The sequence below is a fragment of the Amycolatopsis sp. NPDC006125 genome, from assembly GCF_040614195.1.
Lineage (GTDB): Bacteria > Actinomycetota > Actinomycetes > Mycobacteriales > Pseudonocardiaceae > Amycolatopsis_E > Amycolatopsis_E tucumanensis.
The window spans coordinates 28,832-52,444 of sequence record NZ_JBEXTZ010000018.1 but is presented as its reverse complement, the minus strand read 5'-3'; the positions used below and the strand labels follow the sequence as shown (position 1 = coordinate 52,444).

Sequence of the window (23,613 nt, the reverse complement as noted above, 5' to 3'; positions counted from 1 at the left end):
TACTTTCACTGTGATATGAATTGCGGTCCACCATGTGGACGCCGGTACGCTGGGCGGCATGCGCGTATTGGTCGTCGACAACTACGACAGCTTCGTCTACAACCTGGTCCAGTACCTGGCCCAGCTCGGCAACGAATGCACTGTCTGGCGCAACGACGTCGTCGACCTCGACCGCGTGCCGGAGTTCGACGGGGTGCTCGTCTCGCCCGGCCCCGGCACCCCGGAGCGCGCCGGCCAGAGCATCGACGTCGTGCGCAAGTGTGCCGACACTCACACCCCGATGCTCGGCGTCTGCCTCGGCCACCAGGCGATCGGCGTGGCGTGGGGCGCGACGGTGGACCGCGCGCCGGAGCTGCTGCACGGCAAGACCAGCCAGGTGCACCACGAGGGCAGCGGCGTGCTGGCCGGCCTGCCCGACCCGTTCACCGCGACCCGCTACCACTCGCTGACCGTGCTGCCGGAGACGATCCCGGACTCCTTCGAGGTCACCGCGCGCACCGAGTCCGGTGTGGTGATGGGCATGCGGCACCGCGAGCTGCCGGTCGAGGGCGTGCAGTTCCACCCCGAGTCGGTCCTGACGCAGGGCGGGCACCGGATGCTGGCGAACTGGATGGCGACCGCCGGGCACCCGGTCCAGGCGCCGGTGGTCGACGCGCTGGAGCGTGAGGTCGCGGCGTTGCAGAAGGCCGCCGCTGCGTGATCCGGCTGCTGGGGGTCGGCAAGCGCTACGGTGACGCCCCGGTGCTGACCGGGGTCGACCTCGACGTGCGCCCCGGGACCGTGGTCGGCATCGTCGGCGCCAACGGCTCCGGCAAGTCGACACTCCTGCGGATCCTCGCCGGACTGTCCCGGCCCACGTCCGGCACGATCACCGGCCGCCCGCGCGTCGGGTACGTGCCCGACCGGTTCCCGGCGTCGACGCGGATGAGCGCGCTCGCCTACCTGCGGCACCTCGGCCGGATCTCCGGAGCATCCGAAGTGGACCCGCGGGCGCTGCTGGACCGGCTGGCGCTGGCCGGTGGCCCGCGCGCCCCGTTGCGGCAGCTGTCGAAGGGCAACGCGCAGAAAGTCGGGCTGGCCCAGGCGTTGCTGACCGAACCGGACCTGCTCGTGCTGGACGAACCGTGGTCCGGGCTCGACCCGGACGCGCACGGCGTGCTGGCCGAGATCATCGCCGAGACCAGCGCCCGCGGGGCGAGCGTGGTGTTCACCGAGCACCGCGACGAGCGCGCCCACGCCCACGCGACCGAGGTCTTCCGCCTGACCGACGGCGTGCTGCGGGTGGTGGACCGGGCCGCACGCGTGGTGCTGCGCGGCTCCGGCGCGGTGGACCTGCCCGGGGTGCTCGCCACCCACCACGACGGCGACCACGTCGAACTGACCGTCGCCGCGGGGAGTGCGGACGAACTGCTGCTCAAGGCGCTGAGCGGCGGCTGGTCGGTGGTGCGGGTCGACACCCCGGAGGCACGCCGGTGATCCGCTACCAGCTCGCACTGCTCGGGCATTCGCAGCGCTGGCTGCCGCCGTCGCTGGCCTACCTGGTCCTGCTCGCCGTCCTGTACAACGATCCGACGGCGCCGGTTCCGCCGGAGTTCGCCGTCAGCGCGGGCGGTCTCACGGTCGTGGCGTGCTGGCTGACCATCGCGCTGGTGGACGCCGAGGACCCGGTTCAGCGGCTCATCACGCTGGTCCACGCCCGCCGGCTGTCCACTGTGCTCGCCGGGTTCGTGGCCGCGGCCGCGCTCTGCTGCGTGGTGCTCACCGCGGTGTCCCTGGCGTGGGCGGCCCTGGTGCACCACGGTCTGCCCGCCGCCGTCCTGACCGACGGGGTGGTAGCGCACGCGGCCTGCGCGGCGGCCGGAATCGCGCTCGGCTTGCCCTGCTCGCGGCTGCTGCTCCCGCGGATCGGCTACACCGTGCTGGCCGCGCTGGCGCTGCTCGGGGTCGTGCTGCTGGTCCGGTGGGTGCCGGTGGTGAACCCGATGCTGAGGTCCTTGACCGGCGCGGGCTCCCACAGCGGCGCGGTGGCGCTCGGCCTGCTCGGTGGCGCGCTGCTGCTGGTGGTCAGCGCCGCGGCCACGGGCTGGCTCGTGCACCGGCGGGCTTGAGTATCGTGCCGGAACACCGGTTTGGGGGTGTTCGTGGCGTCGGTGATGTTGGTTGAGGACGACGAAGCACTGGCGGAGGCGTTTTCGCTCGCGCTCGGCGGGCTCGGGCACGACGTGGTCGTTGCGGAGTCCGGCGAGAGCGCGCTGGCGGAGTTGTTCGACGGCGCACGCGTGGTCGACCTGATCCTGCTGGACGTCATGCTGCCGGACGTCGACGGTTTCGAGGTCTGCCGTCGCATCCGGGCCCGCAGCCTGGTGCCGGTCATCATGCTGACCGCGCGCGGCGACCCGGTGGACGTCATCGTCGGGCTGGAGGGCGGCGCGGACGACTACGTGGTGAAACCCGTCGAACCGCGGGTCGTCGACGCCCGGATCAAGGCGATCCTGCGGCGCGGTGCCGCGCCGTCCACCCCGAAGTTGCAGGTCGGTCACCTCGAGGTGGACACCGACGGCCTGACGGTGCGGGCCGACGGGGCGGAGCTCAACCTCACCGCCACCGAGCTGAAACTGCTCGTCGAGTTCGCGAACCACCCGGGGCAGGTGCTGAGCAGGCAGATGCTGCTCAAACGGGTCTGGGACTACGGCTACGTGGGCGATTCGCGCATGGTCGACGCCGCCGTGGCCCGGCTGCGGGCGAAGATCGAGAAGGATCCCGCGCATCCCGAGCTGATTCGGACCGTACGCGGCCTCGGGTACCGGCTGACCAGGCCATGAGGCCGCACTTCGGTCTGCGCGCACGCATCGCGGCCGCGGTCGTCGTGGTGACGGTGGCAGCGACGGCGGCGATGGCGCTGGCGGCCTACCAGCTCCAGTCGAACGACACCACGCGGCGCTTCCACTCGGCGTCGCGCGCCGACTTCGCGTCGGATCTCGCCCAGGTGCGGTTCGTCGCTCAGAACTTGTCCACCGACCGGGTGATCGACTACATGTCGCGCGAACACGCGGTCGCGTGGAGCGTGTTCGACTACACCGGCGAGCAGGCGGTACTGCACGGCGCCGAGCCACCGGTGGCGGTGCCGGGATGGCTGCTGTCCGCCGCTCGCGCGGGGGACGAGCCGCTGGGCACCGAGCCCGAGAACTCACCGTTCCTGGTGCTGGCCGGGTCGCCCGTCAAGCACGTTGTGCTCGTCGAGTACTACACCCTGGACGCGCTGCGGGCGGACCTGTCGAAGTTGCGGCGCAACCTCGCCGGTATGGCGTTGCTGGTGACGGTGCTCGGGATCGCGGGCGGGATGGTGGCCGCCAAGCGGATCCAGCGGCCGGTGCGGGCGGTCGCGAACGCCGCGATCCGGCTGGGCGGGGGTGAGCTCGACACGCGCCTGGTCGTTCGGGGAGGCGACGAGCTCGCGGACCTGGCCGGGTCGTTCAACGCCATGGCCGAGCAGGTCGGGCGGTCGATCGCGGAGCTGCGCGCGAAGGAGGAACAGCAGCGCCGTTTCGTCGCCGACGTCGCACACGACCTGCGCACACCGGTGGCGACGGTGGTCGCCGCCGCCGACGGAGTCGACAGCGAGAACCCGGACGCCCGCCAGCGCGCCGCCCGGCTGCTGTCCGTGCAATCGCGGCGCCTCGCGAACCTCGTCGAGGACCTGCTGGAGATGTCGCGGTTCGACGCGGGTGTGGCCGACTTCCATGCCGGCCCCCTGGACCTGGCCGACCTGTGGGCGGAGGCGATCGACCTGGTCGGTGGCGCTGACGGCACCACCCTTCACACGGTCGGCGACGTGACGGTGTGCGCCGATCCGCGGCGGGTGCACACCATCGCCCGCAACCTCTTGACCAACGCGCTCACCCACGGTGCCGCGCCGATCACCGTCACCATCGACGGAACGCGGCCCGGGGTGGTCACGGCCGAAGTGGCCGACTCCGGTCCGGGTGTTCCCGAGGATCTCCGCGAGCTGGTCTTCGACCGCTTCGCCCGCGGCGACCGGGCGCGCACGGCGACCTCCGGCAGCGGACTCGGACTGGCGATCGCCCAGGAGAACGCCCGCATCCACGGCGGCCGCATCACGGTTTCCGAACAGCAGGACGGTGCGGTGTTCACCGTGGTCTTGCCGCGGGGTCAGTGAAGTCCGAGCGTCGTCTGTCCCGGTGCCAGCGTGTCACCGCACTGCCGCAGGCCCCACGCGTTGATCCGGCTCTCCGTCACCGGGATCGTCTCCCGGGCGTACTCCCGTGCCGCGTCGAGCAGCACCGGGTCGCCCGCCACGTCACGGCGCACGAAGTCGCCGCCGTACTCGGCCGGGAGCGGGTACTCGTAGAGCGGCACGTAGTCGCGTGCGAGTCGTGGATCGCCGGCGAGTCCGGTGACTCCGCCCCAGTACAAGCGGAAGTGCACGAACGTCGGCTGGACCGTCTCGAACACGTGGTCGCGCAGTCCCGCCATGTCCCCGTCGTGGTAGAAGTCCGCGATCTTCGCGTCCACGAGACCGGCCAGGTCGACCACGTGCAACCGGCTGGTCAAGGCCGTGCCCCCCAGGTCGGGTTCGAGCACCGAGCCCTCCTGCACGCCCAGGATGTCCGCGTACTGGTTGAACATCCGCCCGAACCGGTCTGCGATGAAGCACATCGGCAGTGTCGGCGTCCGGCTGAACTTCTCGCCCGCCTCCGCGAGCACCACACCGGACGGCAGCAGCGTCGCGACGAGCGCGACTGTGATCAGTGCGCGGCCACGCGCTCGCGCGGCTCGGAAGACCTCCACCGTCGTGAGCGCGGCGATCAACGCCAGCAGCGCCCACACGGGTGTGGCGAACCGGAACTGGCCCATCCAGTCCGGTTCGAGCACCGCGTACGCGAGCGACGCGAGACCGAGCGGCACCAGCAACGCGACCAGGCCGTCTCGCCACGACGAGGAGCGGGCGAGGGCGAGCCCGATCAGGACGACCAGCACGAGCACGGCCGGCGCCCCGAGGTACTGCACCAGGTCACCGGCGCGGGTCAGCTGCTCGATCTCCGGCACGCCCTGCTTCTTCGCCACGGCGGTGTTCGGCACCATCCGCCCGAACTCGGCGTAACGCCACAGGAGGTACCCGCCGTACGGGACCGCGAACGCCGCGACCGAGACGAGGACGTGCCGGACGCTCGACCACAGCACCGGCCCGCGCAGGTGGATCAGCAACACCAACGGGTAAACCGCCGCGTAGACCGCGCCCTCCGGCCGGGTCAGGGCCGCCGCCGCAGCGAGTACCCCGGCCGCCGCCGCGACCCCCCGCGTCCGCAACCGCCCGGCCAGGACGGCTCGGAAGACCGTCACCGCGAGCGCGACGACCACCAGCGCGTACAGCGAGTTCTCCAGACCGGAGAACGACCAGATCACGAACGACGGCACGGACGCGAGCGCAACCCCGGCGACCAGGGTCACCACCCAAGGCCGACGCCCCACGACCGTCGCCGCCGAGTGGACCGCGGCGAGGATGCCCGCACAGCACACCAGCGCCAGCGCCTTCGGGAACAGGACGTAGTCCGGGATGCCGAGGATCGCGCCCCGGTCGAACAAGCCGAGCAGCTTGCCGATCGCCAGCAGCGCGGTCCACGTGGGATTCGAGTACCCCTCCACGGCTTCCGCGCCGGGCTGCACAACCGGCCCCAGACCTTCCGCGAAACCGCGGGCGTAGCCGAACGTGATGGCGGCGTCGTCGACGATCCAGTTGCCGTACCGCGCGGCTTGTGCCGCGATCAGGGCGGTCCCACCGGCCACTGCCACGACCGCCTGCCATCGCTTGCCGCTCTCGATCGGCTCGCGCGAGGCGAGATCGGGTTCCCGAATCCGGGCAGGGGGTATCGGCGGAGCGGAGACCATGTCCGCACGCTATTCGCGTTGTGTGCCAGTTCTGTCACAGCCACTCGCTGATCGTGTGCCAAACGAAAGGGCCCGCCTCCCCTGGGGGAAGCGGGCCCTTCGTCATGCGCGTGGATCAGCCGTTGTTGCGACCGGTCGGGAAGATCCCTCCCGGAGTCGTCGGCGTCGTGCTGTCGTTGCCACCGCCGCCGCCGCCGTCGGAGTCGCCGATCAGCAGCGTGATCGTCTCGTTCTTCTTGATCTGGCTGCCCGCCGTCGGCACGCTGCCGGTGACCTTGCCGTCCATGTCCTCGTCGGACAGCTTGTCGGACTGGTAGTTCACCTGGCCGTCCCAGCCGAGCTGCTGCATCCGCTGCAGCGCCTCGTTCTGGGTCAGGCCACGCAGGTCCGGCATCGAGATCCTCTGCTCCGACCCGTTCGACACCGTCAGGGTCACGGTCGAGCCCTCGCGCTGCTGGCCCGCGTTCGGCTTCTGGTTGAGGACCTGGCCCTCCGGCTGGTCGGAGTCGGCCTCCTGCTTGCTGACCCTGAACCCGAGCGCCTCCAGGCCGGCCTTCGCGACGTCGTACTGCTGGCCGGTGTAGTCGGTGACCTCCACCATGTTCGGCGTCTTGCCGATCTTGATGGACACCGTGCTGCCCTGCGCGATCTGCGTGTTCGCGTTCGGGTTCTGGCTCTGGACCTTGCCGTACTGGTCTTCGTCGTTGACGTCGACCTCCTGGACGTTCGGGTCCAGGAGCAGCCCGACCTGGTTGAGCAGGGCCAGGGCCTCCTCCCGGGTCTTGCCGAGCACGCTCGGCACCGCGACGTTCGCCGGCGCGCGTCCGATGTACAGCGTGATCTTCTGGTCGAGCGCGACGCTCACGCCGGCGGCGGGATCGGTGTTGATCGCCTTGCCGATCGCGTCGGCCGAGCAGGTCTCGACGCCGTTGGGCTGGCGCACGCACGGCTTGTCCGCGAGCACGATGTTGGTGAAACCCTTGTCCCGCAACGTCGCCTCGGCCTGCGCCTGCTGCTGGCCGTTGACCTCGGGGATCATCGCGGTCGCCGGCTTCGACTCGAACGCGCCCGCCAGCCACATGATGAACGCGATCAGCCCGAGGGCGATCAACGTGAAGATCACCGCGGCCGTGACGCGCCTGCGCTTCCGGCGCTTCTCGTCCTCTTCGACCGCGTCGGGGTCGTAGTCGTAGTCGGCCGCGTGGCCCGGCGCCCCGCCGATCACCTGCGTCCGCTCGTCGGCGGTCATGACCATCGGCGCCGACGGCCGCTGCCCGGACAGCGTCCGCACCAGGTCGGCGCGCATCTCGGCGGCCGACTGGTACCGGTTGGCCGGGCCCTTGGCCAGCGCCTTCAGCACGATCGCGTCCAGCTCCGGCGACACCGCGGGGTTGACCGCCGACGGCGCCTTCGGGTCCTCCCGCACGTGCTGGTAGGCCACCGCGACCGGCGAGTCACCGGTGAACGGCGGCTCGCCGGTGATCAGCTCGAACAGGACGCAGCCCGCGGCGTAGACGTCACTGCGGGCGTCCACACCCTCGCCGCGCGCCTGCTCCGGCGACAGGTACTGGGCCGTGCCGATCACCGCGGCCGTCTGGGTCATCGCGGCCTGGCCGTCGTGCATCGCGCGGGCGATGCCGAAGTCCATCACCTTGACCGCGCCCTGGTCGGTGATCATCACGTTGGCCGGCTTCACGTCCCGGTGCACGATTCCGTGCCGGTGCGAGAAGTCGAGCGCGGCGCAGACGTCGGCCATGACCTCCATGGCCCGCTTCTGCGACAGCGGCCCCTCGGTCTTGACGATGTCGCGCAGCGTCCGGCCGCGGACGTACTCCATCACGATGTAGGGCAGCGGACCGTACTCGGTCTGCGCCTCACCGGTGTCGTACACGGCGACGATCGCCGGGTGGTTCAGCGCCGCGGCGTTCTGCGCCTCGCGGCGGAACCGCTCCTGGAACTGGGGGTCGCGGGCGAGGTCGGCACGCAGGATCTTCACGGCGACCTCGCGGCCCAGCCGGACGTCCGTGCCGTGGTGGACCTCGGACATGCCGCCGTAACCGAGCGTGTCGCCCAGTTCATAGCGGTTGGACAGCATCCTGGGTGCAGTCATCGGAGAAAGCCGTTCCGTTCCGTCCAAGGTGTGCTCATCATGCCTCGTAGGTCGTCTCTTCGGGGGGAGGGAGTTGCCGCGTGCCGGGAACCATGTCGGTCGTGCCGACCTGACCGCCCGGGACGCGGCCGGTTCCGCTGTCGCCGCCCCAGTCGGGCAGGAGCACCAGCAGAACCACCACGATCCCGGCCACCAGAACGGCCAGCAGCACCCACACGGCGATCGGCACCCGCCGCCGCGGTGGCACCGGCATCGGCAGCACCCCGCTCGGGTGCGGCATACCGGGTGGGCTCACCGGCTGCATCGCCGGCTGCGAAACCGGGCCGACGGCAGCCACCGGGCCGACGACCGGGGCATAAGTCTGCACCAGTCCGGACGGCGTCGGTAGCGCGTGCCCGTTGCGGACCGCGGCGATGGCGGCCGCGAACTCGCCGCCGCTGTTGTAGCGCTGCCGCGGGTCCTTGACCAGGGTCGCCTCGATGACCGCGCGGGCGTGCGGTGGCACGTCCGGCGGCAGCGGCGGCGGCAGGTCGCGGATGTGCATCATCGCGACCGTGACCGCGTTCTCGGACAGGAACGGCCGGTGCCCGGCCAGGCACTCGTAACCGCACACGGCCAGCGAGTACACGTCGCTCGCCGGCTCCGCGTCGTGGCCGAGCGCCTGTTCCGGCGCGATGTAGTGGGCGGTGCCCATGACCATGCCGGACCTGGTCACCGGTGCCGCGTCGGCCGCCTTCGCGATGCCGAAGTCGGTGACCTTCACCGTGCCGTTCGGGGTGACCAGGATGTTGCCCGGCTTGACGTCCCGGTGCACCAGACCGCGTTCGTGCGCGGCCTGCAGCGCGTTGCCCGCCTGCTCGAGGATGTCCAGCGTCCGGTCGGCCGCCAGCCTGCCCTCGCGCATCAGGATCCCGGCCAGCGGCTCGCCGTCGACGTGCTCCATCACGAGGTAGGCGATCGCGTGCTCGCCCGCCACCGTTTCGCCGTAGTCGTGCACGGCCGCGATGCCGGGGTGGTTCAGCGACGCGGTCGTGCGCGCCTCGGTGCGGAAGCGGTGCAGGAACTCCGCGTCCTGGGACAGCTCGGCCTTGAGCACCTTCACCGCGACGATCCGGTCCAACCGGGTGTCGCTGGCCTGCCAGACCTCGCCCATCCCGCCGACGGCGATGCGGTGGACGAGACGGTAGCGATCGGCCAGCAGCTGACCGGTGGACAGCATGCGCTACCCACCCCCGAGCTGGGCGTTGATCGCGGCGCGGCCGATCTCGGCCGCCACGGTGCCACCGGTGGCCTCCAGGCCGCGGTTGCCGCCGGACTCGACGATGACCGCGACGGCGATCTGCGGGTCGGCGGCCGGCGCGAACGCGGTGTACCAGGCGTGCGGCGGCGTGGCCTTCGGGTCGGTGCCGTGCTCGGCGGTGCCGGTCTTGGACGCGATCTGGATGTTCGCGCGCTTGCCGCCGCCCTTGGTGTTGGCCTCGGAGGCGATCATCATGTCGCGCAGCACGGCCGCGTTCTCCGCGGACAGCGCCGGCGTGCCGGTCAGCTCCTGCGGCGAGAAGGTCTCCAGGTCGGACAGGTCCGGCGCGAGCAGCTTCTTGATCAGCTGCGGCTTCATGGCCATGCCGCCGTTGGCGATCGTGGCGGACAGCATCAGGTCCTGCAGCGGGGTCAGCCGCACGTCGCGCTGGCCGATGCCGCTCTGGTACAGCGCGGCCTGCGAGTCCATCTCACCGAGGCTGGACGGCGCCACGTTCATCGGGATCGACAGCGGCGTGCCGATGCCGAAGTTGACCGCGATCTGGTTCAGCTTGTCGGCGCCCAGCTGGCCGGCGAACGTCGCGAACGGCACGTTGCAGGAGTGCGCCAGTGCTTCCTTGAACGTGGTGCCGGGGCAGGCCGCGCCGCCGTAGTTCTCCAGCGTGACCCGGGTGCCCGGCAGCTGCACGTTCGGCGCGTTGCTCACCGGGGTGTCGGCGGTGGCGCCGTTCTCCAGTTCGGCGGCCGCGACCAGCAGCTTGAACGTCGAGCCCGGTGGGTAGGTCTGCGAGATCGCCCGGTTGAGCATCGGCTCCTTCGGGTCGTCCGTGAACCGCGTCCACGCCTCCTGCTGGGCCGTGCTGTCGTGCGAGGCCAGCGCGTTCGGGTCGTAGGACGGGGTGGAGACCATCGCGAGGATCTCGCCGGTCTTCGGGTTCATCGCGACCGCGGCGCCGGTGTAGCCCTTCGACGTCATCGCGTTGTACAGCGCCGACTGGACGGCCGGGTTGATCGTCAGCTGCACGTTGCCGCCGCGCGGGTCCCGTCCGGTGACCATGTCCGACAGGCGGCGCACGAACAGCCGCGGGTCCTCGCCGTTGAGGATGTCGTCCTCGGCGCGCTCCAGGCCGCCGGAGCCGTAGCGCACCGAGTAGTAGCCGGTGACCGGCGCGTACATCGGGCCGTCGGTGTAGCGGCGCTCGAACTTCAGCTTGTCGTTCGTCGCCACCACGTCGGCGAGCACCTGGCCGTCGTACTGCGACACGATGCTGCCGCGCTGCCGGGAGTACTGGTCCAGCAGCACCCGCTGGTTGCGCGAGTCGGTGCGGTAGTCGTCGGCCTTCACCACCTGGATGTAGGTGATGTTGACCAGCAGCAGCACCACCATGGTGATCATGGCGATGCCGACGCGGCGCATGGGCTTGTTCATGCCGTCGGTTCCCCTGTCGGATTGCCCCCGGCCGGCGGCCGCTGCACCATCACCGTGTGCGCCTCGGCCAGCGGAGCCTGCTGCTGCGGCTGCTTGGGCCGGGGTTTCTGGGCGGGCCGCCGCGCCGCGTCCGAGATGCGGAGCAGCAGGGCGACCAGGATGTAGTTGGCCAGCAGCGACGAGCCGCCGTAGGACAGGAACGGCGTCGTGATGCCGGTCATCGGGATCAGCTTGGTGACCCCGCCGACGATCACGAACACCTGCATGACGATCGCGAACGACAGGCCGCAGCCGAGCAGCTTGCCGAAGGTGTCCCGCACCGCCAGCGCGCTGCGCATGCCGCGGGTGGCCAGCAGCAGGTAGATCATCAGGATCGCGGCGAGCCCGACGAACCCGAGCTCCTCGCCGAGGCCCGCGGTGATGAAGTCGGTGTTGGACTCCGGCACGATCTCCGGGCGCCCGGCGCCGAGGCCGGTGCCGCCGACGCCGCCGGTGCCGAGGCCGAACAGGCCCTGCGCGATCTGGTAGCCGCCGCCAGGGTCGGAGTAGGTCGCCAGCGGGTCGATCCAGTTCGCCACGCGCTGCTCGACGTGCGTGAACAGCTGGTAGGCGATCAGGCAGCCGACGATGAAGAAGCTCAGCCCGGTGACCACCCAGATCGCGCGCTCGGTGGCGACGTAGAGCATCACCAGCACGATGCCGAACAGCAGCAGCGAGGTGCCCAGGTCCTTCTCGAACACCAGGACCAGCAGGCAGACACCGGCCGCGATGAGCAGCGGGCCCAGGTCACGCGCGCGGGGCAGCTCGACGCCGAACACCTTGCGGCCCGCGATCATGAACAGGTCGCGTTTGGCCACCAGGAAGGACGCGAAGAAGATCATCAACAGGATCTTCGAGAACTCCGCCGGCTGGATGGAGAAGCCCGGCAGCTTCAGCCACACCTTCGCGCCGTTGACCTCGGACAGCGAGCTGGGCAGCACCGCGGGCAGCGCCAGCGCGACCATGCCGACCAGGCCGGCGGTGTAGCCGTAGCGGGTCAGCGTCCGGTGGTCCTTGACCAGGATCAGCACGGCGAGGAACAGCACCAGCGCGAGCGCGGTGAACAAGACCTGCTTCGGCGCGTCCGCGGTGAAGTCCTTGCTGGCCTGCGTCGCCTTCTCGGCGTTTGCCAGGTCGATCCGGTAGATCATCACCAGGCCGAGGCCGTTGAGCAGCGCGACGCACGGCAGGATCAGCGGATCCGCGTACGCCGCCCACTTGCGCACGGCGGCGTGGGCGACCGAGAACAGCCCCAGGTAGGCCAGCCCGTACCAGACGATCGACCAGGACAGCTCCTGCTCCTGGTTCGCCTGGACGAGCACGAACGCGCAGGTCACGATGAACGCGGCGAAACCCAGCATGGCCAGTTCCGTGCCACGCCGGGTCGGCATTTCCCGCGGGGGGTTGGTCGCGTAGATGGAGGCTGCCTGGTCCGACAGCGGTGGCTGGCTCATCAGCCACCGCCACCTGGCACCGTCGTCGTCGCGCAGTCCCTCCCCGCCTGCTGGCTCGTCGATTCGCTCGGCAGCGTCGGCACGCCGGGAATGGTGGTCTGGGTGCAGTCCCGCAGCGTCTTGTAGCGCAGGAAGTTGTCGATGTAGTCGCGCGCGTCGGCCAGGCTGTCCTTCTTCACGCCGTTGCGCACCGCGGCCTGCGCGTCCTGCTGCAGCTGCGGCACGGTCAGCTCGTCGCACACCTGGTCGCCGGACGGGCACGAGCCCTCGGCCTGCTGGTGCAGCGGGATGCCGAGGATGCTGCCGGGCACGCCGCGGAAGATCGCGACCTCCGAATTGGCGCCCTCGCCGACGTAGTACTGGCTGAGCACGAAGTAGCGGGTCGCGATCGCGCCCGCGCCCAGCACCACCAGCACCAGCAGGACGCCCACGATCCAGCGCCACTTGCGGCGCTTCTTCGGCTCCTCCGGCGGCGCGATCATCTGCGGCGGCGGAGGCGGCGGCTGGGTCAGCGCGCGTGCCCTGGCCGCGGGGGAGTCGCCCTGGTGGTCGTACTGGTCGCTGCCGTCGCCGGCCGCGCCGCCCACGATCGGGGCATTTTCGCCGTAGTCGACGTCCACCACGTCCGCGACGATGACCGTCACGTTGTCGGTGCCGCCGCCCTTGAGCGCGAGCTCGATCATCCGGTCGGCGCAGTCCTGCGGGTCCGGGATGCGGATCGCCTCGGCCAGCGTCTCGTCGCTGACCATGCCGGACAGGCCGTCCGAGCACAGCAGGTAGCGGTCGCCCGCGCGGGCCTCGCGCACGGTCAGGCTCGGCTCCACCTCGTGCCCGGTGAGCGCCTTGAGCAGCAGCGAGCGCTGCGGGTGGGTCGCGGCCTGGTCCGCGGTGATGCGGCCCTGTTCGAGCAGCTCGTTGACGAAGCTGTCGTCGCGCGTGATCTGGGTGAGCTGCCCGTTGCGGAACAGGTAGGCGCGCGAGTCGCCGACGTGCACCATGCCGAGGCGCGAACCGGAGAACAGCATCGCGGTGAGCGTGGTGCCCATCCCGTCGAGGTCCGGGTCGTTCGCCACCAGTTCGCTGATGGCCGCGTTGCCGCCGGCCACCGCGTCTCTCAGCATGGTCAGCAGGTCGTCGCCGGGCTCGTCGTCGTCGAGCGGGGCGAGCGAGGCGATCACGACCTTGCTGGCCACCTCACCCGCGGCATGGCCACCCATGCCGTCGGCGAGTGCGAGCAGGCGGGGGCCCGCGTACACCGAGTCCTGGTTGCTGGACCGCACCAGGCCACGGTCGCTGCGGGCCGCGTAGCGAAGAACGAGTGTCATGGGCGAAGCTCGATCACCGTCTTGCCGATCCGGATGGGGACACCGAGTGGAACTCGGAGGGGTGCAGTGACCTTAGCCCGGTCCAGATAAGTCCCGTTGGTCGATCCCAGATCTTCCACGTACCAGTCCGTGCCGCGCAGCGACAGCCGGGCGTGCCGGGTCGAGGCGTAGTCGTCGTCCAGCACCAGGGTGGAGTCGTCGGCCCGGCCGAGCGTGATCGGCCTGCCGTCGAGGGTGATCCGCGTGCCGGCCAGCGCCCCGTGGGTGACGAGCAGCTGGCGGGGCGTCTTGGCGTTGCCCCGCGGCTTCTTCTGCTCCTTGGCGCGGCGCAACCCGGGCATCGCGACCTTCAGGCCCGACGCCGCGTACAGGTCCGAGCGCACCACCCGAAGGGCAGCCAGCACGAACAGCCAGAGCAGCACGAGAAAGCCCACTCTGGTGAGTTGAACGACCAGCTCCGGCACGTGTCTCCGCCTTCTGTTCTCCCGACCGTGGCACGCGTGCGCCGCGGCGTCCCGCAGGGGTCATTCTGCGGGACACGGGATTTCGGGTGCGAACCCGGTCAGGCGCAGGTTACCGGCGCGCGTGTCAGCCCTGCGTGCGGAACACCAGCGACGAGTGGCCGACCCGGATCACGTCGCCGTCCGCGAGCTGCCACGTCTGCACCGGCGTGCCGTTGACCGTGGTGCCGTTCGTGGAGCCGATGTCGGCGAGCGTCGCGCTCTGGCCGTCCCAGGTGATCTCCAGGTGGCGGCGGGAGACACCGGTGTCGGGCAGGCGGAAGTCGGCGTCCTGGCCGCGGCCGATGACGTTGCCGCCCTGCTTGAGGGTGTAGTTCCGGTTCGAGCCGTCGTCGAGCTGGAGGACGGCCTGCAGCTGACGGCCCGCGCCCGGCGCGGCGGGCGGCGGAGCGTAGCCCTGCTGCGCGTACGGGTCCGGAGCGCCCTGCGGCGGGCCGTAGCCACCCGGCGGGGTGCCGTAGCCGGGCTGCTGCCCGTAGCCCTGGTCGTAACCGGGCTGCTGGCCGTAGCCCTGGTCATAGCCGGGCTGCTGGCCGTAACCCTGGTCGTAGCCGCCCTGCGGCTGGCCGTAGCCCTGGTCGTAGCCGGGCTGCTGCTGCCCGTAACCCTGGTCGTAACCCGGCTGGCCGCCGTAGCCGGCGCCCTGGTCGTACCCGGGCTGCTGGCCATAGCCCTGGTCGTACCCGGGCTGCTGGCCGTAACCCTGGTCGTAACCCGGCTGGCCATAGCCACCCTGGTCATAACCGGGCTGTCCCTGCTGTCCGTAGCCGTACTGGCCCTGCTGGCCGTACGGGTCACCCTGGTCGTATTGGCCTTGGCCGTAGCCGGGGGGCTGGCTCATTGCTGGGTCTCCTGCGTTGCTGGGTCGTGCTGACCGTCCTGCACCCGCGACGTTACGCGCGCTGACGTCGGGGTCGACGGATGAACGGGTCTTGAATTGTCCAGTATGCAGCGCGTCGTTGCGCTCGAGCGAAACTACGACGTCACCATAGGTGTCCCAACCGTGTTCGGCGAGGTGCTCCTTGACGGCTTCTGTGAGCACCCTGGTGACGCGCAACTCATCGCCGGCCATCCGGTCGTAGTCAGTCGGCCCCAGTGACACGATGTAGTGGTTGGGGGCGAGCAGCCTGCCACCGGCCAGCTCACGAACGTTGTCCTCGCCTTCGCGTTCCAGGGCCTGCGCCACTTCTTGCGTGACGACGTTGCCGCCGAACATGCGTGCGAAGGTGTTTCCCACCAGGGATTCCAGGCGTCGATCGAAGCGCTCAACGCGACCCACGGAACCCCTCACCCTCCTTCGCACCATGTGCTTTCGCATCGATCCTATCGGGATCCGCGCCCTTCGACACGACCCCCGGTGAAGGGCCCCGAAACGGCCTGCTAGAGTTCTCTTCGCTGTCGCAGGCAACTCGGGCGAGTGGCGGAATGGCAGACGCGCACGGTTCAGGTCCGTGTGTCCGAAAGGACGTGAGGGTTCAACTCCCTCCTCGCCCACCCGATGACCCGGGCTCTGGATCCCAGAGCCCGGGTTTTTTCGTTCCACGTATCTCACCCGGCCGCGGTGCGGAGCGCTCCCGCGAGGTGGTGGGCGTTCTGATGCACAACGACGGGGACTGTCACATGCGTGACCGCGTCGACGGGACAACCTGAACGTGGCCGCGGCGGGGCGGCTGGACGAGATCGGCGAGGACCTCGACGGTCTCCGGCGCCTCAGGCGTAGCGGCGGCGGTGGCGATGCTCACCAGGATCGGATCCGGCCCGGCCCCGTGGTGGTCACGGCGTCCAGTCGGCGTTGGCGCCGCAGAGCAGGACGCACGGCACTTCGCCGGGCACGGCGCCGGCCAGCCACGCGGCGAACGGCACCGCGGCCGCCGGTTCGACGGCCAGCCGGAACTCGTCCCACAGCCGGTCCCGCGCCGCGAGGATTTCCGCCTCGCTGACGACCAGCGACCGCACGCCCGGCCCGGACAGCACCTCGAACGGGACCTCCCCGACGCGGGTCGCGCCCAGCGCCGACGCGGCGACCGAGTCCACCTCCGCGTCCACCGGGCGCCCGGCCGCGAGCGCCTGGTGCAGGCAGGAGCACTGCTCCGGCTCGACCGCGACCGTCAGCCGCCCGCCGGAGCCGAGCGCCACCCCGGCCGCGAGCCCGCCGCCGCCGACGGCCACCGCGATCGCATCCACCTCGGGTGCGTCGGCGACGATCTCCGCCGCCACCGTGCCCTGGCCGGCGATCACGACCGGGTCGTTGTAGGCCTCGACGTACCGCGCGCCCGGCGCCTGCGCGGCTTCGTGGGCTGCCGCCGCCGCGTCGGCGTACCGCGCGCCCGCCCGCACCAGCCGCGCGCCGGCCGCCTCGATCCGGCGTGCCTTGCCGGCCGGGACGCCGTCCGGCACGAACACGGTCGCGGGCAGGCCGAGGATCGCCGCGGCGGTTGCCACGCCGATGCCGTGGTTGCCGCCGGACGCGGTGACGACCTGCTCCGGCCGCTCCCCGGCGAGCAGGGCGTTCAGCGCGCCACGCAGCTTGAACGAGCCGGTGCGCTGCAGGTGCTCGAGCTTCAGCACGAGCGGGCGACCGTCGACTTCGGCGCGCAGCACCGGGGTGTGGCGGACGTACGGGCGGATGCGCTCCGCGGCGGCTGTGACGTCGGGGACGACCGTGCTTGTCATGAGTCCACTGTGCGCAGGACGGCCGTAAGCCGCCAGCGCTTTCCCGTTGCCCGGCATTAGCGATACTTACGGCATGCTCGTCGCCGAACGGCTGCGCGTCCTGGTCGAGGTCGCCCACGCCGGGTCCATCGCCACCGCGGCGCGGAACATGGGCTTCACCGCCTCCGCGCTGTCCCAGCAGCTGGCCCGGCTCGAACGCGAGGCGGGCTGCGCGCTGCTGGAGCGCCGCGCGACCGGCACGGTGCTCACCGAGGCCGGACGGCTGCTGGTCCGGCACGGCGAGGCGATCGCGGGGGAGCTGCGGGAGGCGGAGCAAACGCTTGCGGCGCTGCGCGACCAGCCGCCCGCCGCGTTGACGGTGGGCACCTTCGCGACTGCGGGGCAGGTGCTGTTGCCGCAGGTCGTGGGGGAGTTCCGGCGCGCGTACCCGTCGACCCGGCTGCGGCTGGTGGACCTGGAGCCGCCGGAGGGCTACGACCTGGTGGTCTCGGGCGAGCTGGACCTGCTGATCACCCACCGCTACCCGGGGCGGCAGCTGCCGCCGTCACGCGGGCTGACGCGGGTGCCGCTGCTCGCCGACCGGCTGCGGCTGGTGCTGCCCGCCCACCACCCGGCCGCGCGCAAGCCCGAGGTGAAGCTGATCGACCTCGCCGACGACGACTGGATCTCGGCCGACCGCCAGTGCCTGGACCTGCTGGCCGCCAAGGACGGGGTGGAGCCGCGGATCGCCTACGAGACCCGGGACTACGCGGCGATCCTCGCGCTGGTCCGGGCCGGGCTGGGCGCGGCTCTGGTGCCGGCGAGCGTGGTGCGCGGCGCCGACGGGATCGTGGTGCGCGACCTGGCCGGGAGCGCGCTGGACCGCGAGGTGTACGCGGTGCACCGCCCCCGGCCGGCCGCGCACGTCGAGGCCGTGGCCGGCCTGCTGGCGCGGGTGGCGTCCCGGCTCAGCTGACGTCGACCAGGTCCACCACGAAGACGAGGGTCTCGCCCGGCTTGATGACGCCGCCCGCGCCGCGGTCGCCGTAGGCCAGGTGCGGCGGGATGACCAGACGGCGGCGGCCGCCGACCTTCATGCCCTGCACGCCCTGGTCCCAGCCAGGGATGACGTGCCCGGCGCCGAGCGGGAAGCGCAGCGGCTCACCCCGGTTCCAGGACGCGTCGAACTCCGCGCCGGTCGAGTGCGAGACGCCGACGTAGTGCACGGACACGACGTTGCCCGCGGCGGCTTCGGGACCGTCGCCGACGGTGAGGTCGGTGACTTCCAGCTCGGCCGGGGGCGGCCCGGTCGGCTTGTCGACCTCGGGGCGTTCGAGTGCCATGCGTGTTCCTCCCTGTGTTTGCGGTCGCTGCACGGTACCCAGCGGCTCCGGGGGCCGCACGCCCAGCTCGTGGTCGGCTGTTGTAATGAGCAGCGTGAACCTCGACGACCTCACGCCGCGCAGCCGTGCGGTGGCCGCCGGACGACCGGACGAAGCCGGTGAGCCGCTGAACACCCCGCTGGTCCCGGCGAGCACCTACCTCGCCGGCGCGGGCTTCCGGTACGCGCGGGAGGACGGCACGCCGACCTGGGCCGCGCTCGAAGAAGCCGTGGGAGCGCTCGAAGGCGGGCACGCGACGGCGTTCGCCTCCGGCATCGCGACCGCGGCCGCGGTGCTGGACCTGCTGGACGTCGGCGCCGAGGTCGCCGTGCCGGTCTACAGCTACGCGGGCACCCGCGGGCTGCTGGACCACGCCGCGGCCAAGGGGCGGCTGAAGGTGCGCCGCATCGAGCCGTCCGACCGGGAGGGCTGGCTGGCCGCCGCCCGCGAGGCCGACGTGGTGTGGGTCGAGTCGCCGACCAACCCGACCCTCGACCTGATCGACATCGCCGCGCTGACGGGTCAGCGCGCGCGGGTCGTCGTGGACAACACGTTCGCCACGCCGCTGGCCCAGCAGCCGTTGTCGCTGGGCGCGGACATCGTCGTGCACAGCGCGACCAAGCTGATCGGCGGGCACAGCGACCTGCTGCTCGGGCTGACGATCGCCGCGGACGAGGGCGTGGCCGCGGAGCTGCGCGATGCCCGCACCCGCAACGGCGCCACCCCCGGCGCGCTGGAGGCGTGGCTCGCGTTGCGCGGGTTGCGGACGCTTCCGGTCCGGCTGGCCGAACAGTCCCGCACCGCGGCGCTGCTCGCGGAGCGGCTCGGCGCGCACCCGGCGGTGACGAAGGTGCGCTACCCCGGCCAGGGCACGATGATCGCCTTCGACCTCGCCGACGCGGACGCCGCCGACCGCCTGTGCGCGTCGCTGCGGCTGATCCGGCACGCCACCAGCCTCGGCGGGGTGGAGAGCATCGTCGAGCGCCGCGCGATGTGGCCGGGCGACGCGCACGTGCCCGCCGGCCTGGTGCGGTTCAGCGTCGGCCTGGAGGACCCCGAGGACCTCTGGCGGGACCTGGCTCAGGCGCTGACCTGAGCCCGCCGCGTCAGCTGGTCCGGGTCCAGGTGCCAGGCGTGCACGACGCGCGGGTGGATCCGGATCAGCTCGTCGCTGAAGAAGCCGCGCCCGAACTCCGGCGGCTCGACGCCGGTGATCAGTTCGGCGGTGCCGCGGACCTCGACGCCGCGCCCCCAGCCGGGTTTGACGGCGCCCGGCTCGTCCGGGGTGATGTCGTCGACGACGAACGACACCTCGGGGTTGCGTTCGAGGTTGCGCCACTTCTGGCTCTTGCTGAGCGCGGGTCCGCCGATGTCGATCGTGCCGTCGTCGTTGAGCCGGAAGCTCAGCGGCCGGACCTGCGGGCGCCCCTTGGCGTCGACGGTGCCCATGCGGCCGAGCCGCTGGCCGGCCAGGTACGCGCGCTCGCGTTCGGTGAAGATCATGGGATTCACGCTAGAACCTCCAGATAACTGGAGGTCAAGGAAATCCGGATGCCCGCCCGGCGTGATCACGCTAGGGTCGCCGCTGACATGAGCAAGCACATCGCCATGGTCGGGGTCCCGGCCGTCAGCCACGTCCTGCCCAGCCTCGAAGTGATCCGCGAGCTGGTCGCCCGCGGCCACCGCGTGACCTACGCCAACGACCCGGCCGTGGCCCACCTGATCGAGCCCACCGGCGCCGAACTGGTGCCGTGCACCTCGACGCTGCCGGTGGCCGACAACGACTGGCCCGCCGACCCGATCGCGGCGATGGACCTGTTCCTCGACGACGCGATCCAGGCGCTCCCGCAGCTGCGTGCCGTGTACGACGCGGATCCGGCGGACCTCTACCTCTACGACATCGGCGCGTACGGCGCGCGCGTCCTCGCCGAATCGCAGGGGCGCCCGTTGGTGCAGTTGTCGCCGACGTTCGTGGCCTGGAAGGGCTACGAGGAAGAGGTCGCGGCGCAGTTGTGGGCGCTGCCCGGTGCCGACGCGCACCGGGCGAAGTTCGCCGACTGGCTCGCCTCGTCCGGGGCGACCACTTTGGACAGCGACGCGTTCTCCGGCCGGCCGCCGCGCGCGCTGGCGTTGATCCCCCGCGCGATGCAGCCGAACGCCGACCGGGTGGACGACAGCGTGACCTTCGTCGGGCCGTGCCTCGGCGACCGCGGGGATGTCGGCGCGTGGACGCGACCCGCGGACGCCGGGAAGGTCCTGCTGGTCTCGCTCGGCTCGGCCTACACGCGCCAGGCCGCGTTCTACCGGGAATGCCTCGCCGCGTTCGGGAACCTGCCCGGCTGGCACGTGGTGCTGCAGATCGGCAAGTACGTCGACCCGGCCGAGCTGGGGGAGGTCCCGGCCAACGTCGAGGTCCGGTCCTGGGTGCCGCAGCCGGCGATCCTGGCGCAGGCGGACGCGTTCGTCACGCACGCCGGCATGGGCAGCAGCGCGGAAGGACTGCACGCGGGCGTGCCGATGATCGCGGTGCCGCAGGCCGCCGAGCAGTTCATGAACGCCGACCGCCTGGTCGAACTCGGCGTGGCGCGGCGGATCGACACCGCGGACGCGACGGCCGACTTGCTGCGGAGCACCCTGCTGGAACTCGTCGCCGACCCCGAGGTCGCCCGCAGGTCCGCCCGGCTGCGCGACGAGACCCGCGCCGAGGGCGGCTCCACTCGGGCGGCGGACCTCCTGGAGGAGCTGCTCCGCTAAACGCCCGCGGCGGGGTAGGGGAAGTCCGCTGGTGGCTTGGCCTTCGGGTCGACCCACCGGCGCATTCCGGCGTCGCAGATGGCGTAGCCCCAGTTGATCAGCCGCTCCTGCGCGGCGGCCGGGGTGCGCCGCAGCCGGGTGGGTGACTCGGCGAGCGCGCGGGTCCGGCTGAGCGGCGCGGGGAGCGCGTCGTCGACCTCGAAGTTGTCGATGTCGCTGTAGCTGCCCCAGTAGGCGCCCGCGAAAGTGCCGTCCACATAGGACTTGATCAGCGACGACGTGCGCAGCGTGCGGACCTGGTTGTCCATGATGTCCAGCGTGCGCAGCAGCTGGCCCGGCCAGTTCCGGGACACCGACCGCAGCTTGTCCATCCGCTTGCCCGCGTCGCTGACGAGCACCGTGTCGCAGTGCCCGATCACCGGGTCCAGGCCGAGGTTGTCGAACACGCCGGCGTCGCTCAGCTCGATGCGCCGGTCCTCGCCCGGGACCGGCGTGGTCAGCACGACCGGCGACAGGAACGGCGGGAACGCCGACGACGCCGCGACCGCGGTCGCGAGCTGGACCGGCGGGTCCTGCTGCCGTTCCCGGTAGAACCACCACTGGTCGCCGTCCTGCAGGTCGGTCGCGGTGAACACGAAGTGCGGGCCGTGCGCGGGCAGGTCCGGCAGCAGGAGGTCGCCGAACAGGTGCTTCCGGTACGCCGCCGCGAGGACCTCCCCGGTGCTGCGGCCGGGCGTCACCAAGCCGCGCAGGATCACCGGCACGTCGAGCGTCCGCCCGGCGAGCGCGCGCACTGGCCGCACGACCTCGTCGGTGAAGTTGGCCGCCACCCCGCCGGTGAACTCCAGCCGCGGCCACGCGACGGCGAGCGCGCCCGCGGTGATCGAGCCGCCGGAGACGCTGGAGATCCGCGTCAGCTCGGGCAGCCAGCCCAGTTCGTTGATGCGCCACAACGCGCCCAGGTGGAACAGCATCGCGCGATAGCCGCCACCGGACAGGCAAAGCCCGACCCCAGTCATACGGACGGGTGTACTACGGGTGTCCCACCGGGAGCAAGGAGTCACCTCTTGCCAGACGGTCCCGCGACCACTAACGTACAACCATGTGGTTGTAAGTCAACTCGGCGACGCGGAGATCGACCGCATCTTCCACGCACTCGCGGACGCCACCCGGCGCGACATCGTCACCAGGGTGCTCCGCCAGGAGGAGTCGATCTCGCAGCTCGCCCGCAGGTACGACATGAGTTTCGCCGCCGTGCAGAAGCACGTGGCGGTGCTCGCGCGGGCGTCGCTGGTCGTCAAACAGCGGAGCGGAAGGGAGCAGCTCGTGCACGGCAATCCCGAGGTCCTGCGCAAGGCGGCCCGCCTGCTCGACGAATACGAACAGATCTGGCGCCACCGCGCCGACGCGATCGGCGACATCCTGTCCGAGGAGGACGAATGACGGTCATCAGCTCGCACAAGGACACCGAAGCCCTCACCCTCACGATCGTCGCGGAGTACGACGCCGCGCCGGAGCGGGTGTGGCGGGTGTGGGAGGACCCGCGCAAGCTCGAGCGGTGGTGGGGCCCGCCGACCTGGCCCGCCACGTTCGAGCAGCACGACTTCAAGGCAGGCGGCCGCTCCAGCTACTTCATGACCGGGCCGGACGGCACGAAGTCCCACGGCTGGTGGGAGATCACCGCGGTCGAGGCCCCGCACCGGCTGGAGTTCGACGACGGTTTCGCCGACGACAAGGGCGAGCGGAACACGGAGATGCCGGTCATCCACTGCGCGGTCACCATCGAGGCGAACGGCGGCGGCACCCGGATGACCACCGTGAACTCCTTCGACAGCCTGGAGCAGCTGGAAAAGCTGATCGAGATGGGCATGGAGGAGGGCATGAAGCTCGCCGAGGGCCAGATCGACGCGCTACTGGCCGAGGACTAGTTCCGGAACTCCCACAGGATCATCGACGGGACACCGGCGCCGGCGGCCTGCGCGGCCGCCGGCGCCAGTCCGGCCAGCGACCACGGCCACGTCTCCCACGGGCCGGGCTCGGACGCCGGGATCTCCCGCGCCGGCGCCGCCGGTTCCTCGCACCGCACCGGTTCCAGCCCGGCGGCGAGCGCGGCCCGCAGGTAGTCGCCGGTGCGGTGGCAGTGCGAAAGGACCCGGCCGGGCGCACCGTCCGCGCGGCGCACCGCCGGGACGTGACCACGCGCCACCTGCTCCGGGTGCACGTCGGCGATCACCACGCACCCGCCGGGGCGCAACACGCGCGCGAACTCCGCGAACACCGGGCCCAGGTCCGGCACGTGCGTCAGCGCGAGCGAGCAGGTCACCAGGTCGACCGGCCCGGACGGCAGCTCGGTGAGGCTCCCGACGTGGAATTCCCCGTCGGGCAAGCGTTTCCGGGCCAGTTCGAGCATCCCCGGCGAGGAGTCGACGCCCACCACCCGGTGGCCGCACTCCGCGAGCACCGCCGTCACCCGGCCAGTTCCGCAGGCCGCGTCCAATGCCACCCCCGGGGACAGCCGGCCGGCGATCTCGCGCACGAACGGCTCGTCGAAGTCGAACGCCGGGTTCGGGGAGTCGTAGGTCGGCGCCCACAGGTCGTAGCCCTCGACCGGGTCGACGTGCGCGACCTCCACGCCGTCCGGGGACTCCGCCAGCAGCCGGCGGATCTCGGCGAGGCGTTCCGCGACGAACGCGCGGTCGTGCTCGCCGCGGAAGGATCGCAGCAGCGCCAGGCCTTCCAGGCCGAGGACGTAGGCCAGCGGGTGTTCGTACGCCACGCCC

Annotated in this window: 23 protein-coding genes and 1 tRNA gene; 11 read left to right on the top strand and 13 right to left on the bottom strand. The window is 71.5% G+C overall.

Going from position 1 to position 23,613, the window contains the following annotated elements:
- Window positions 1-58: 58 nt before the first annotated feature.
- From ABZ193_RS12010 to ABZ193_RS11990, 5 genes are read left to right on the top strand one after another with little or no spacing between them, the layout of a single operon-like run.
- Window positions 59-700, top strand: a complete 642-nt coding sequence (locus ABZ193_RS12010; protein WP_027935587.1) for an aminodeoxychorismate/anthranilate synthase component II — start codon at window positions 59-61, stop codon at window positions 698-700.
- On the top strand, window positions 697-1,476 hold the full coding sequence (locus ABZ193_RS12005) for an ABC transporter ATP-binding protein (RefSeq protein ID WP_354709826.1): 780 nt from the start codon (window positions 697-699) through the stop codon (window positions 1,474-1,476). The genes ABZ193_RS12010 and ABZ193_RS12005 overlap by 4 nt, the downstream gene beginning before the upstream one ends.
- Entirely contained in the window at window positions 1,473-2,108 is a 636-nt protein-coding gene (locus ABZ193_RS12000) for a hypothetical protein (protein WP_354709824.1), read from the top strand. The genes ABZ193_RS12005 and ABZ193_RS12000 overlap by 4 nt, the downstream gene beginning before the upstream one ends.
- 33 nt (window positions 2,109-2,141) lie before the next feature.
- The gene (locus tag ABZ193_RS11995) at window positions 2,142-2,822 is read left to right on the top strand and encodes a response regulator transcription factor (RefSeq protein WP_157358391.1); all 681 of its coding nucleotides are present in this window, start codon (window positions 2,142-2,144) and stop codon (window positions 2,820-2,822) included.
- Window positions 2,819-4,177 (top strand): HAMP domain-containing sensor histidine kinase, encoded by a 1,359-nt coding sequence (locus ABZ193_RS11990; RefSeq protein WP_354709822.1) that lies wholly within the window; start codon window positions 2,819-2,821, stop codon window positions 4,175-4,177. Before ABZ193_RS11995 ends, ABZ193_RS11990 begins: the two co-directional genes overlap by 4 nt.
- On the opposite strand, the gene ABZ193_RS11985 is transcribed toward ABZ193_RS11990, so the two are convergent.
- The 8 genes from ABZ193_RS11985 to ABZ193_RS11950 all read right to left on the bottom strand — a co-directional run bounded on the left by ABZ193_RS11985 (window position 4,171) and on the right by ABZ193_RS11950 (window position 15,324).
- Window positions 4,171-5,811: a hypothetical protein gene (locus ABZ193_RS11985; RefSeq protein ID WP_237335817.1), complete on the bottom strand. Its 1,641-nt coding sequence runs from the start codon at window positions 5,809-5,811 to the stop codon at window positions 4,171-4,173. The genes ABZ193_RS11990 and ABZ193_RS11985 overlap by 7 nt on opposite strands.
- A gap of 211 nt (window positions 5,812-6,022) precedes the next feature.
- Window positions 6,023-8,017 carry a Stk1 family PASTA domain-containing Ser/Thr kinase gene (gene pknB / locus ABZ193_RS11980; RefSeq protein ID WP_237335816.1) on the bottom strand — a complete coding sequence of 665 codons (1,995 nt, stop codon included), beginning with the start codon at window positions 8,015-8,017 and terminating at the stop codon, window positions 6,023-6,025.
- A gap of 37 nt (window positions 8,018-8,054) precedes the next feature.
- On the bottom strand, window positions 8,055-9,236 hold the full coding sequence (locus ABZ193_RS11975) for a serine/threonine-protein kinase (RefSeq protein ID WP_020416269.1): 1,182 nt from the start codon (window positions 9,234-9,236) through the stop codon (window positions 8,055-8,057).
- Between the two features lie 3 nt (window positions 9,237-9,239).
- Window positions 9,240-10,706, bottom strand: coding sequence for a penicillin-binding protein 2 (locus tag ABZ193_RS11970; RefSeq protein ID WP_020416270.1), 1,467 nt, complete (start codon window positions 10,704-10,706; stop codon window positions 9,240-9,242).
- Window positions 10,703-12,199 (bottom strand): FtsW/RodA/SpoVE family cell cycle protein, encoded by a 1,497-nt coding sequence (locus ABZ193_RS11965; RefSeq protein ID WP_020416271.1) that lies wholly within the window; start codon window positions 12,197-12,199, stop codon window positions 10,703-10,705. Before ABZ193_RS11965 ends, ABZ193_RS11970 begins: the two co-directional genes overlap by 4 nt.
- Window positions 12,199-13,524, bottom strand: a complete 1,326-nt coding sequence (locus ABZ193_RS11960) for a PP2C family serine/threonine-protein phosphatase (RefSeq protein WP_020416272.1) — start codon at window positions 13,522-13,524, stop codon at window positions 12,199-12,201. The genes ABZ193_RS11965 and ABZ193_RS11960 overlap by 1 nt, the downstream gene beginning before the upstream one ends.
- On the bottom strand, window positions 13,521-13,988 hold the full coding sequence (locus ABZ193_RS11955) for an FHA domain-containing protein (RefSeq protein ID WP_026153666.1): 468 nt from the start codon (window positions 13,986-13,988) through the stop codon (window positions 13,521-13,523). The genes ABZ193_RS11960 and ABZ193_RS11955 overlap by 4 nt, the downstream gene beginning before the upstream one ends.
- A 124-nt stretch (window positions 13,989-14,112) precedes the next feature.
- The gene (locus tag ABZ193_RS11950) at window positions 14,113-15,324 is read right to left on the bottom strand and encodes an FhaA domain-containing protein (protein ID WP_027935589.1); all 1,212 of its coding nucleotides are present in this window, start codon (window positions 15,322-15,324) and stop codon (window positions 14,113-14,115) included.
- Between the two features lie 132 nt (window positions 15,325-15,456).
- Here ABZ193_RS11950 and ABZ193_RS11945 point away from each other — a divergent pair.
- Window positions 15,457-15,539, top strand: a tRNA-Leu gene (locus ABZ193_RS11945).
- A 279-nt stretch (window positions 15,540-15,818) separates the two neighbouring features.
- Here the strand turns inward: ABZ193_RS11945 and ABZ193_RS11940 are convergent.
- Complete coding sequence (locus ABZ193_RS11940; protein WP_354709820.1) at window positions 15,819-16,718, bottom strand: serine/threonine dehydratase; 900 nt, start codon at window positions 16,716-16,718, stop codon at window positions 15,819-15,821.
- A gap of 73 nt (window positions 16,719-16,791) precedes the next feature.
- Here ABZ193_RS11940 and ABZ193_RS11935 point away from each other — a divergent pair, with 73 nt between their 5' ends.
- Entirely contained in the window at window positions 16,792-17,673 is an 882-nt protein-coding gene (locus ABZ193_RS11935; RefSeq protein WP_237335814.1) for a LysR substrate-binding domain-containing protein, read from the top strand.
- Here the strand turns inward: ABZ193_RS11935 and ABZ193_RS11930 are convergent.
- Window positions 17,666-18,040: an FKBP-type peptidyl-prolyl cis-trans isomerase gene (locus ABZ193_RS11930; RefSeq protein WP_020416278.1), complete on the bottom strand. Its 375-nt coding sequence runs from the start codon at window positions 18,038-18,040 to the stop codon at window positions 17,666-17,668. The genes ABZ193_RS11935 and ABZ193_RS11930 overlap by 8 nt on opposite strands.
- A gap of 85 nt (window positions 18,041-18,125) precedes the next feature.
- Here ABZ193_RS11930 and ABZ193_RS11925 point away from each other — a divergent pair, with 85 nt between their 5' ends.
- A complete protein-coding gene (locus ABZ193_RS11925; protein ID WP_237335813.1) occupies window positions 18,126-19,175 on the top strand; it encodes a PLP-dependent transferase in 1,050 nt (349 codons plus the stop codon).
- On the opposite strand, the gene ABZ193_RS11920 is transcribed toward ABZ193_RS11925, so the two are convergent.
- Entirely contained in the window at window positions 19,160-19,582 is a 423-nt protein-coding gene (locus ABZ193_RS11920; protein ID WP_020416280.1) for a PPOX class F420-dependent oxidoreductase, read from the bottom strand. The two genes, ABZ193_RS11925 and ABZ193_RS11920, sit on opposite strands and share 16 nt — an antisense overlap.
- 87 nt (window positions 19,583-19,669) lie before the next feature.
- Between ABZ193_RS11920 and ABZ193_RS11915 the strand changes: the two genes are divergently transcribed.
- Entirely contained in the window at window positions 19,670-20,833 is a 1,164-nt protein-coding gene (locus tag ABZ193_RS11915) for a macrolide family glycosyltransferase (protein ID WP_354709817.1), read from the top strand.
- Here the strand turns inward: ABZ193_RS11915 and ABZ193_RS11910 are convergent.
- The gene (locus tag ABZ193_RS11910) at window positions 20,830-21,852 is read right to left on the bottom strand and encodes a patatin-like phospholipase family protein (protein ID WP_354709816.1); all 1,023 of its coding nucleotides are present in this window, start codon (window positions 21,850-21,852) and stop codon (window positions 20,830-20,832) included. The genes ABZ193_RS11915 and ABZ193_RS11910 overlap by 4 nt on opposite strands.
- 85 nt (window positions 21,853-21,937) lie before the next feature.
- On the opposite strand from ABZ193_RS11910, the gene ABZ193_RS11905 reads away from it, so the two are divergent.
- Together ABZ193_RS11905 and ABZ193_RS11900 are read left to right on the top strand one after the other, a co-directional pair.
- Window positions 21,938-22,276 (top strand): helix-turn-helix domain-containing protein, encoded by a 339-nt coding sequence (locus tag ABZ193_RS11905; protein ID WP_354709815.1) that lies wholly within the window; start codon window positions 21,938-21,940, stop codon window positions 22,274-22,276.
- Entirely contained in the window at window positions 22,273-22,761 is a 489-nt protein-coding gene (locus tag ABZ193_RS11900; protein WP_237335809.1) for an SRPBCC domain-containing protein, read from the top strand. Before ABZ193_RS11905 ends, ABZ193_RS11900 begins: the two co-directional genes overlap by 4 nt.
- Here the strand turns inward: ABZ193_RS11900 and ABZ193_RS11895 are convergent.
- Entirely contained in the window at window positions 22,758-23,609 is an 852-nt protein-coding gene (locus ABZ193_RS11895; RefSeq protein WP_237335808.1) for a class I SAM-dependent methyltransferase, read from the bottom strand. The genes ABZ193_RS11900 and ABZ193_RS11895 overlap by 4 nt on opposite strands.
- Window positions 23,610-23,613 lie beyond the last annotated feature (4 nt).

What these genes read in the sequence shown, in the direction of transcription:
- ABZ193_RS12010 (WP_027935587.1), top strand. Translation starts at nt 59, where the DNA reads ATGCGCGTATTGGTCGTCGACAACTACGACAGCTTCGTCTACAACCTG.
- ABZ193_RS11990 (WP_354709822.1), top strand. Translation starts at nt 2,819, where the DNA reads ATGAGGCCGCACTTCGGTCTGCGCGCACGCATCGCGGCCGCGGTCGTC.
- pknB (WP_237335816.1), bottom strand. Translation starts at nt 8,017, where the DNA reads ATGACTGCACCCAGGATGCTGTCCAACCGCTATGAACTGGGCGACACG.
- ABZ193_RS11975 (WP_020416269.1), bottom strand. Translation starts at nt 9,236, where the DNA reads ATGCTGTCCACCGGTCAGCTGCTGGCCGATCGCTACCGTCTCGTCCAC.
- ABZ193_RS11970 (WP_020416270.1), bottom strand. Translation starts at nt 10,706, where the DNA reads ATGAACAAGCCCATGCGCCGCGTCGGCATCGCCATGATCACCATGGTG.
- ABZ193_RS11965 (WP_020416271.1), bottom strand. Translation starts at nt 12,199, where the DNA reads ATGAGCCAGCCACCGCTGTCGGACCAGGCAGCCTCCATCTACGCGACC.
- ABZ193_RS11960 (WP_020416272.1), bottom strand. Translation starts at nt 13,524, where the DNA reads ATGACACTCGTTCTTCGCTACGCGGCCCGCAGCGACCGTGGCCTGGTG.
- ABZ193_RS11940 (WP_354709820.1), bottom strand. Translation starts at nt 16,718, where the DNA reads ATGACAAGCACGGTCGTCCCCGACGTCACAGCCGCCGCGGAGCGCATC.
- ABZ193_RS11935 (WP_237335814.1), top strand. Translation starts at nt 16,792, where the DNA reads ATGCTCGTCGCCGAACGGCTGCGCGTCCTGGTCGAGGTCGCCCACGCC.
- ABZ193_RS11930 (WP_020416278.1), bottom strand. Translation starts at nt 18,040, where the DNA reads ATGGCACTCGAACGCCCCGAGGTCGACAAGCCGACCGGGCCGCCCCCG.
- ABZ193_RS11925 (WP_237335813.1), top strand. Translation starts at nt 18,126, where the DNA reads ATGAGCAGCGTGAACCTCGACGACCTCACGCCGCGCAGCCGTGCGGTG.
- ABZ193_RS11920 (WP_020416280.1), bottom strand. Translation starts at nt 19,582, where the DNA reads ATGATCTTCACCGAACGCGAGCGCGCGTACCTGGCCGGCCAGCGGCTC.
- ABZ193_RS11915 (WP_354709817.1), top strand. Translation starts at nt 19,670, where the DNA reads ATGAGCAAGCACATCGCCATGGTCGGGGTCCCGGCCGTCAGCCACGTC.
- ABZ193_RS11910 (WP_354709816.1), bottom strand. Translation starts at nt 21,852, where the DNA reads ATGACTGGGGTCGGGCTTTGCCTGTCCGGTGGCGGCTATCGCGCGATG.
- ABZ193_RS11900 (WP_237335809.1), top strand. Translation starts at nt 22,273, where the DNA reads ATGACGGTCATCAGCTCGCACAAGGACACCGAAGCCCTCACCCTCACG.